The sequence below is a fragment of the Arthrobacter sp. 2YAF22_2 genome, assembly GCF_052114645.1.
Classification (GTDB): domain Bacteria; phylum Actinomycetota; class Actinomycetes; order Actinomycetales; family Micrococcaceae; genus Arthrobacter.
The window spans coordinates 1-8,883 of record NZ_JBFRFD010000095.1 but is presented as its reverse complement, the minus strand read 5'-3'; the positions used below and the strand labels follow the sequence as shown (position 1 = coordinate 8,883).

8 protein-coding genes are annotated in these 8,883 nt (G+C 70.7%); 2 read left to right on the top strand and 6 right to left on the bottom strand.

Annotation, left to right across the window (positions count from 1 at the left end; genetic code table 11):
- The 3 genes from AB4Y86_RS05970 to AB4Y86_RS05960 form a co-directional block, all read right to left on the bottom strand.
- Positions 1-759 (bottom strand): adenosylhomocysteinase (locus tag AB4Y86_RS05970; protein ID WP_441400969.1); only part of this gene is annotated, 759 nt, incomplete at its 3' end.
- A 106-nt stretch (positions 760-865) separates the two neighbouring features.
- On the bottom strand, positions 866-1,114 hold the full coding sequence (locus AB4Y86_RS05965) for a Trm112 family protein (RefSeq protein WP_441400967.1): 249 nt from the start codon (positions 1,112-1,114) through the stop codon (positions 866-868).
- Positions 1,115-1,196: 82 nt separating this feature from the next.
- Positions 1,197-1,589, bottom strand: coding sequence for a DUF3499 domain-containing protein (locus AB4Y86_RS05960; protein WP_441400965.1), 393 nt, complete (start codon positions 1,587-1,589; stop codon positions 1,197-1,199).
- Positions 1,590-1,720: 131 nt separating this feature from the next.
- Between AB4Y86_RS05960 and AB4Y86_RS05955 the strand changes: the two genes are divergently transcribed.
- Entirely contained in the window at positions 1,721-2,218 is a 498-nt protein-coding gene (locus AB4Y86_RS05955) for a metallopeptidase family protein (RefSeq protein ID WP_441400963.1), read from the top strand.
- Positions 2,219-2,275: 57 nt separating this feature from the next.
- Here AB4Y86_RS05955 and AB4Y86_RS05950 read toward each other — a convergent pair whose 3' ends face one another.
- From AB4Y86_RS05950 to AB4Y86_RS05940, 3 genes are all read right to left on the bottom strand, one after another.
- Positions 2,276-4,036, bottom strand: coding sequence for a DUF5719 family protein (locus AB4Y86_RS05950; protein ID WP_441400962.1), 1,761 nt, complete (start codon positions 4,034-4,036; stop codon positions 2,276-2,278).
- The gene (locus AB4Y86_RS05945; protein WP_441400971.1) at positions 4,029-7,409 is read right to left on the bottom strand and encodes a glycosyltransferase family 2 protein; all 3,381 of its coding nucleotides are present in this window, start codon (positions 7,407-7,409) and stop codon (positions 4,029-4,031) included. Before AB4Y86_RS05945 ends, AB4Y86_RS05950 begins: the two co-directional genes overlap by 8 nt.
- Before the next feature lie 68 nt (positions 7,410-7,477).
- Positions 7,478-8,023 (bottom strand): WhiB family transcriptional regulator, encoded by a 546-nt coding sequence (locus AB4Y86_RS05940; protein ID WP_441400960.1) that lies wholly within the window; start codon positions 8,021-8,023, stop codon positions 7,478-7,480.
- A 350-nt stretch (positions 8,024-8,373) separates the two neighbouring features.
- Between AB4Y86_RS05940 and AB4Y86_RS05935 the strand changes: the two genes are divergently transcribed.
- Positions 8,374-8,883, top strand: a 510-nt coding sequence (locus tag AB4Y86_RS05935) for a TIGR03089 family protein (RefSeq protein ID WP_441400958.1), incomplete at its 3' end; no start/stop codon positions are given.

Here is an 8,883-nt window from a genome sequence, read left to right as displayed (position 1 = left end):
GTTGATGCCGTCCGGCAGCGAGTGGCGGATGCCGTATTTGTTGTCGAACTTGCTCTTGGTGACGGAGTCGTTGACATTGATTGCCGGGAACAGCAGCTTTCCCTGCTCGGCGAGCTGGTACAGCCGGTGGACGCCGGTGGTGGTTTCCTCGGTCACGCCGAGCAGGCGCGAGCCGATCCGGCTCCACTTCTGCGGGTCCTGCTGGAGCGAGGCACGCAGCACCTGGAGGAAGACGCGGCCTTCCTCGGACTCGTCGTCGGCTGCGGCCGGCACCGCGCCGAGCGCCTCGAACTCCGCGCCCTTGTGCACCAGCATGGTGGCGTYGCCGCCGTCGTCCAGGATCATGTTCGGGCCCAGTTCGGGGTTGGCGTCGGCGCCCGGCCAGGTCAGGATCTGTTCGGCAGTCCACCAGTATTCCTCGAGCGTTTCGCCCTTCCAGGCGAAGACGGGGACACCCTGCGGGTCCTCGACCGTGCCGTTGCCGACGACGACGGCGGCGGCCGCCTCGTTCTGGGTGGAGAAGATGTTGCAGGAAGCCCAGCGGACCTCGGCGCCGAGTGCGGTGAGGGTCTCGATCAGCACGGCGGTCTGGACCGTCATGTGCAGCGAACCGGCGATCCGGGCGCCTTTGAGCGGCTGGCTCGCGCCGAACTCTTCGCGCAGGGACATCAGCCCCGGCATCTCGTGCTCCGCGAGGCGGATCTGGTGCCGTCCCGCCTCGGCCAGCGAAATGTCGGCAATTTTGTAATCGACTGTCATGGGGATCCTTTGCGGTAACCGGGATGAAGCTGAAGGGACTGGAAGTAGTTCGGCGCCGGGGCGGCTACCGATGGGCCGGCGGCTGTTCCGTCTGCCGGGGCGCTGACTACTCGGCCGCGTGCCGGGCACYGGCGTCGGGCCGGCCGCCGTCGTGCTGGTCGGAGGGGGCGGCGGTGGCCGCGGCCAGCAGTTCCGGCGGCAGCAGCAACGGGATGCCGTCTTCGATGGGATACCGGAGCTTTTGGCCGTTCGCGTCGGGGCTCGCGGCGACCAGTTCGTCGCCYTCCTGCACCAGSGCSGAKCCSGTGACGGGGCAKCGCAGGACAGACAACAGTTCGGGACTGAKCWKTGGCATGGTGARSGCTCCCTGGAGTCGGCGCAGCAGGCGCCGGTGGCGGACCGAAATTTCAGTTTCCAGCCTACCGCCAGTTCGCCGCTCAGGAGGGTTCGCGCAGGACCCGCAGGTGCCCCCGGCGGGTTCCCTCGCCGGCAGCAGGGGCTTCGAGCGCCGGATGCGCGGCCCGTTGCCCTTGGCCGGGGTCCGTCGCCGCTGCCGGACGGGCGGCAGCTTCGCGGACGGCGTGCGCGAGGGCCAGCAGGTCGTCGGGGCCGGGGCCGGCCGGGGTGGCGGGCAGGGCGAGCCGCAGGACTTCCCAGCCGCGCGGCACGGTCAGCGAACCGGCGTGCTGCTCGCAAAGGTCGTAACAGTGCGGTTCAGCGTAGGTTGCCAGCGGACCCAGGACTGCCGTGGAGTCGGCGTAGACGTACGTCAAAGTCGCCACCGCCGAATTGCGGCAAGCGGACCTTGAACATTGACGAATTGCACCCACGACATCACAGACTACCCCTGCATGGCCCCGAGGCCCGGCATTGAAACGCTCTAGCGCGCCTGTGGCCCCGCGCCGCGGGGCGCGCGGGGCGCCATATCGCAGAAATCAGGCGCCGGGTTTAGAGTCAAGCTATGCAGTCATCGCACCAAGATCCCGGCTTTACGGTCCGGTTGGCTGACCCCGCCGGCGGCACGTCCCAGGGCAAGAGCTTCCGGGAGCGCCGCAGGAACCGGCACGGCCGCGGCCTCCGCGGCGAGCTGATGCTCCCCACGCTGCCCGGCTACCGGACCCGTTCGGACCGTTTCGATGACTTCGTCCTGGATTCGGCCCAGCGCCTGCACGATATCTGGGGCAAGCCGCTGGACGGCGTCCGCTTTGCCGTGGAAGAGATCCCGCCCGGACTCGAGCAGTTGGTGGCCGACGGCACGCAGGCGCCGATGGGCGCCTACTCGCCGGCCACCGCGGAAGAGGGTCCCGTGATCACGCTGTACCGGCGGGTGGTGGAACACGCGTGCAGCAGCCGTGACGAGCTCCAGGACCTGGTGCACGACGTCGTCGTGGAGCGCACCGCCGAAATGCTCGGTGTCCCGCCCGAGTCGCTGGACCCGGTGTACCGCCGCCGCTATTAGGCCGGCGCTCTTAAGCGCGCGGGGATGGCCCGGTCCGCCGGCTGCGGCCAAGTACAGCTAGCGCCCGAGCGTGACGGCGACCTGTTCCTGGCCCGCGGCTCCGGGCGCCAGCGGGAGGCTGGAAATGTCCGGCCTGCCATCCTGCTCCAGCACGACGGCCCCGTAGGCTGCGTCTCCTGCCGCTGACACCAGGTATCCCACCAGCGGCGACCCACCCACATCACCGGGGATCTGGACGGTGGCGGTGGTGCCGCCGGCGATGTCGGCGGTGGCCGCGGAGCGGACCTTCCCGTCGGCGGTAATCGGCGTGTAGGAAATCGTGGCACGGCCGTCCGGCGCGCCGAACATCAGAAACCTGGTGCCGGTCGCGGGCACCGGCACCACGTGCTGGCTGCCGAGCCTCGCCGACGACGGCGTCCAGGCAAAATCTCCGGCTTCGTCGGCCTTGAGCCCGCGGGTGACGCGGGCGGCTGCGGCAAACGATACGTCCGAGCTGGCGGCGATCGTGTAGTGGCCCGCCGGGACGCCGGCGAGCGACACTTCCGTGACCGCACCAGCCTTCGCCGTCACCACGCCGCCGCCGGGAAGGGGTTTCTGGCCGTCGCGACCGAACAGCTTCACTTCCACCACGGCGTCCGCGGCGCCCGGAACGGTGAGCTGGAGGGCGGGTTTGGCGTCGGCGAAGCCGGGTTTCGCGGCGAGGGCCGCCAGTCCGGCCGGGTCCTGCAGATCCAGGCCGGAAATCACCTGCCGCGCGGCGGGGGCTGTTCCCGGCACAATGAAGTCCACGCCGCCGGGCGTCAGTCCGCGCAGGACGCTCTGCTGGATCACGGCCGAGACCGGGCCGCCGGTGCTGCGCACCCGCACGCTCAGTTGCTCCTGGCCGGGTGCGAGACCGGCAAGGATGATGGCCCGGGTGCTGCCGGGAGCAACCAGCAGGCCACGGCTCCCCGGGGCCTGGATGGTTCCCTTGGCGCCGAAGAGGTCCAGGCTGACGGTGGCCGGGGTGCTGGAGGCGTTGCTGAGGTTCAGGACCGCGGTCCTGCCGACGGCGGTGTTCGCCCCGACCAGCCACAGATCGTTGGCCGGGCGCTGGCAGGCAGCGGCAGCCGTACCCCGAAGGTCCCCGTCCGTGGCGGTGTAGCTCATCACGGCACCGGCGGAGGGCTGCCGGTTTGCCTGCGYGTCGGCGCTGAGCACGCTGACAGCGTCGACGGCGCGCTGCGGCACCACGCCGGCCCGCAAGGCCGGGGCTGCGGCGGACGCGGCTGGGCCCGACGTCGCCGGAGCGGATGTCGGGACTGCCTTGGCCAGTTCCACCAGCGGGCCGCCGGTAAGCGCGGCGAGCCGGCTTCCGGGCAAGTCGCCCGCGCTGGAGCTGAGGACGACGGCGCTGACTGCACTCTTGGCGGTAGCCGACTCCGGGCTGAACTGCGGGTCCGTCCCGACCGGAGAGCCTTCGAGCAGCCGCGCCGGTCCGGGGCAGATGCCAACGCTGCTGCCGGCCGGAACAGCGGCCAGCGGTGCCGTGAGCGGTCTGCTGCCGGGGACCTGCGGGGACAACGCCGAAGCAGCCACCAATCCGCCGCCGGCTGCCACGAGCACCACACCGGCAAGGATGCCGCCCACAGTCCCCGAGAGGCCCTTCAGCCGGGCCAGCACCGGGACGGCGGGGAGGGCGCCGGGGCCGTTGCTGACGCGTCCGCTCCTGTCCCGCTTGCTCGCCTCGGCCTCTTCCGCCTGCTCGGCCGGAACCGAACGTTGCGGGGCCGCTGGCGGCTGTTCTGGAGGGGTTGCAGCGTCGTGTTCATCATRCATGCTGGTATTCCTTACGCAGCGAGCCCTCGTCCCTGGACAGCCCGGTGTTCGGGCGTCGGGCGGGCATCGGGATGGCGAGCAGGACGGTCAGACCGATCACGACGGCCTGCACTACGCCGGTCCAAAGCGCCCAAGGGTTTTCGTAGCGGATGCTCAGCTGGCCGCCCTGCGCCGGCAGGGTGAAAGCCTGCGCCCAGTCCGCGGAGGTGGCGGTCAGGCGCCGGCCGTCGAGCCAGGCGCTCCAACCTGGATCCGCGCGGTCGGCTAGGACCACCAACCGGCCTTCGGGCCCGGCCGGTACTGCGGCGTCGGCCGCTACGACGCCCGCGGGCAGCAGTCCCACGGTCGCGCCGGCCCCGTCGACGATGCGGACGCGGTGCGCGACATCGGCCGCATCGATCACCGGCTGGTTCAGCGGGCTGATCCGCCACAGCCAGCCGACGTCGGTCTGGCCGACGGCCACGAGGCCCGGGACGGCATCCATCCGGCTGGCCGTCAGCTGGGCGGCGCTGTCCGTGGACTCAAGTACCACGAAGCCGACGCCGAGCTGCTCGAGCTGCCCGCGGGGGTCCACGCCTTGGCCGGCCACGATGGTGGCAACGATCCCGCGCAGTGACGCGGCGACGGCGTCGTCCTCACGGAGCGTCTCCTTCCCCGGTGCACCCATTACCGGACGTGCGGACGCGACGGCGGACAGTGCATCCAGCCGGGTGCCGGCGCCGCGCTCAAGGGAGGCGGCGAAGGAACCGTCTTCCCGGGCGGAGATGACCAGGGTCCGGGCCTGTTCCGGCCCCTCGCCCCGGTCGATCGCCGTCGCGGGCAGCGTGCGGGCGCTGCTGGCCTGGACCAGCCGCCGGGTGCCGAGCGCGCCGTCGCCGACAGTTGCCGCGGCGCTGCCCGCACCAGCTCCGGCGCGGGGATCCGTCGTCGCGGCAGGCGGCGCAGCGGACTGTGCCACGTTTTGCGCCGCCCAGACGGCGATTCCGGCCAGCGGACCGGCGAGTAGGAGGACCGTTGCGGTGACGGCGGCGCCGTGGACCAGGATCCTGCGGGCCAGGGAGGTGCGGCCCTGGGACTTGCGGTCGGGCGATGTGTGGTCGGGCGCGGACGCGTCCGCGGCGTCCAGCAGGGCCTCGGCGCCGATCAGCGCCGCTCCCAGTAACGCGAAAGCGGCGGCGGAGACAGCCGGGCCGGGGAACGGGGTGACCATAACCTCGGCGCCGGCACCGGTGGCGACGTGCCCGGCGAACCAGCCGCCAGCCAGCATGACGGTACCGGCGGCCCAGAGGCTGCGGGCCAGCCGCGGCCGGCGGCGGCCTGTGTTCCGGCCCGGGAGGAACAACGCGCCCAGTGCCAGCAGCAGGACGGGCAGCCCTAGCAGCAGGGCAAGCAGGAGCGCCCAGGGTAGGGCCGAGGGCCCGAAGGCGGAAAGACCGGCGAGGCCGGCGCCGGGCTCGAAGCGCAGCGGCTGACCCAGCGCCTGCTGCCAGAGCGGGGCGGCGTCGAAGCCCAGCGGCAGGCCCGGATCGGCCAGCAGGGCGCGGGGCCGGTCCAGGACGGAGAGGGCAAACGGGAGGAAGAGTGCCAGGCTCGGCAGCAGCGACCACCAAAGGGTGCGTCCCCGGCGTCCCAGCAGCACGCCGAACAGCGCGATCACGAGGACGGCGGGCAGCAGCAGCGACGGGGCAGCCGCGGTGACGACTGCCAGCGCCAGTCCCGCAGCAGCAGCCGCGGTCCAGGACGGGGTGCCATTTATGCCGGGCTTGGCCGGAGGCTTCTCGGTGAAGCGCCGCTCCCCCGGAGCCGGGACGGCGTAGCGGCCGCGGCCGGGGACGGAGCCGGTGGCGCGCAGCAAAGCCAGGACGAGCAGCGGCATCATCAAATGCGCAATGAACGACCCCGGTCGTCCCTGGTTGAGCGCCACCTGCAGGGCTGGTGCCCCGGCCCAGACCAACGCGGCCGCGAGCCGGAGCCGGCGCCGCTGCGTCAGCGCCCCGGCCGCGAACCACGCCGCCAGCGCCGACAGCGGCATGGCAAGGACCAACAGCCAAGCCATGGCGCCGCTGGCATTACCGGCACCCAAGACCCCGATCAGCCAGAGCACGTAGCCGAAGGGGTCGCCGTGTCCCGGAAGGCCGGCCCCCAGGGCAATCCACCAACTGGAGGCGTGGTTCCAAATCTCACCCAGGCTGGCCGAGACCGGGATCAGCGCACCGCCAGCGACGGCGTCGGCCCGGAACACGTTCAGCAAGCCGATGAGCGAGGCCGCGGCGGTGACGAGCAACGCCAGCAGCGCCCCGTTGCCCACCCAGCCGCGCTCGGTGGTGCTCAGGGCAGCGAAATCGTCGGCGGAATCTCCGCTGGGCTGTTCGGCCAGCGGATCATGGAAGGGCGAGTCGCCGGCGTCGTCCGATCCGAGCGCTTCCATCAGCGAGCGGCGGTGCGCCCAGACCTCGCGCCGGGGCGTCTGCAGGCCCTTGATCACGGAGCGCCGGATGCGCCGGGTGCGGGCGGCATTGCGGCGGCCGCGCAGCACGGCAAGGGGGCGCCCCAGTGCGCCAAGGGTCGCCAGCAGCTGCGAGAATCCGTGCCCTGGGTCCTTGACGGCGACGCTGAGGACAAGTTTGAAGAGGCTTCCGAGGAGGGCGCCGACGGCGTGCAGCGGGACCTTCCAGGCCGAGGCATGCTTGAGCCGCAGGTGGACCTGGGCCTTCCGGGCCGCCGTCGCGGTCCCCTGCGCGTGCGGCCGATGCGAGACGTGGAACATCCTGGCGCTCGGGACCACCACCACACGGTGGCCGGCGAGCCGGTTGCGCCAGCAGAAGTCCACGTCGTCGCCGCTGCCGGGCAGCGCGGGGTCGAAGCCGCCGAGGTCTTCCCAGACATCACGGCGGACCAGCATGCCGGCGGAGTTAACCGCAAAGGTGTCGCTGCGGCCGTCGTATTGTCCCTGGTCCAGTTCGTCGGCCTCGATCAGGGTCAGGCGCTCGGCCCAGCGGCTGGTGGAGAGCCCGACGTCGATAAGCCGGCGCCCGGCGTGCCAGTCCAGCTGTTTACAGCCGGCCACCGTAACGGACGGCGCCCGCTCGACGGCGCGCAGCAGTTCGGCAAGGGCTTCCGGAGCCGGCGCAGCGTCGTCGTGCAGCAGCCAGATCCATTCGGAGTCCGCGGGTCCGGAGTCCGCGCGCCGGGGCGCGAGGGCCTGCAGCCCGGCCTGGACGGCTCCGCCCATCCCGCTCCTGGTCTGCTCGACGACGGTGACGTTGGACGTGCCGAACGCCTGCGCAAGCAGGGCCGCCGAGTGGTCGCGGGAACCGGTATCGACCCCGATGACCGAATCTGCCGGCCGCGATTGAGCCGCCACGGCCGCCAGGGTCCTGGGGAGATAGTCACCGCCGTCGTGGGTTACGACGACGGCGGTGACTCGTACTTCTTGAAGAATTAGACTGCTCGCTTCCTAAGCCGGCGGCGCTCCCGCTCGGAGAGGCCGCCCCAGATGCCGAAGCGCTCGTCGTTGGACAAGGCATATTCCAGGCACTGTGAGCGCACGTTGCACGCACCGCACACCTTCTTGGCGTCGCGCGTGGAGCCTCCCTTTTCCGGGAAGAAGGCCTCCGGATCGGTTTGCGCACAAAGCGCATCCGTCTGCCATCCCAGCTCGCCTTCATCGTCGAAGTCCTGCCGGGCGGGCAAGCCGATCCACACCGGCTGGGCGGTGGTTCCGGGGTGCAGGGTCTGGAGTTCCATTGGCGGATCGAGCGGGTCGTCGTCCGRCTCCGGGTTCCCCGCCAGCAATGCTTCGTGGGCCGCGAGGAAGGCCGTGGCCTGGTCCTGCAGCGAATCCTTGGTGCTTTCGTTGTACCGCTCAGCGGCATCCGGATCGGCCGGGTCCAAATACCAGTCGCTGGGCACGCCCCGCGAAGGGTACTTTGCCGTCGCCTGGCCGGCGACGACTTCATCTTCATGGATACGCTCTGCAAGCCCCATTGGCGTTTCCCTCTCTGATTTGCAGCCTTTGCCTGACCCTCGGACACTCGGTTGTGTGTCGGCTGATGCGCATTGGCTTTCGATACCTAATTACACGTGTGTAAGTATCCGGGAGTCAAGCGGCAGCGGGAATAATAATCACGTTCGGCGGCAATATCGGTCCACGCCACGCCCGAGATTTTTCCCAACTCCCTTGCAGTACCGGGAAAATCATCAGCGTGCTGAGCACTTTCGAAGATTTTTATTGACTTTTAGGGAAATCTGCGGTGGCCGTCCTCCGCCGGAGAAGCAAGCACCTGGCTGCACGTGTGACCGAGATCACGGTCCGCGGGCCGTGGCAAGATGACAGCATGAACATCCCGGCAATCGAACTTATGACAGCCCTGCGTTCGGGCCAGTCCACCTCCCCGCGGCTGACCTGGTACGGACCGGACGCCGAACGCGTGGAACTTTCCGGGCATGTGCTGGACAACTGGGTGGCCAAGAGCAGCAACCTGCTCCAGGACGAGCTGGACGCGGAACCGGGAACACGGCTGCGCTTGGATTTGCCCGCGCACTGGAAGTCGGTCGTACTCGCTCTGGCAGCCTGGCAGCTCGGCATGGAGGTGGTGCTCGACGACGCGGACGCCGAACTGCTCGCCACCACGGAGCCCGGCCCCGGCGCGGCAACAGGAGCCTTCGACGCCGTCATCGCGGTGGCGCTGCCGGCCCTGGCAATGCGCTGGCAGGGCGTACTGCCCTCCGGCGTCGTGGACTACGCCGCCGAGGTGCGCTCCCACGGCGACGTGTTCATGCCCCATGTGGAACCCGAAGCCGGCCGCCGCGCCGTCCGAGCCGACGGCGGCGCCGTCCACACCCAC

What these genes read in the sequence shown, in the direction of transcription:
- AB4Y86_RS05955 (WP_441400963.1), top strand. Translation starts at nt 1,721, where the DNA reads ATGCAGTCATCGCACCAAGATCCCGGCTTTACGGTCCGGTTGGCTGAC.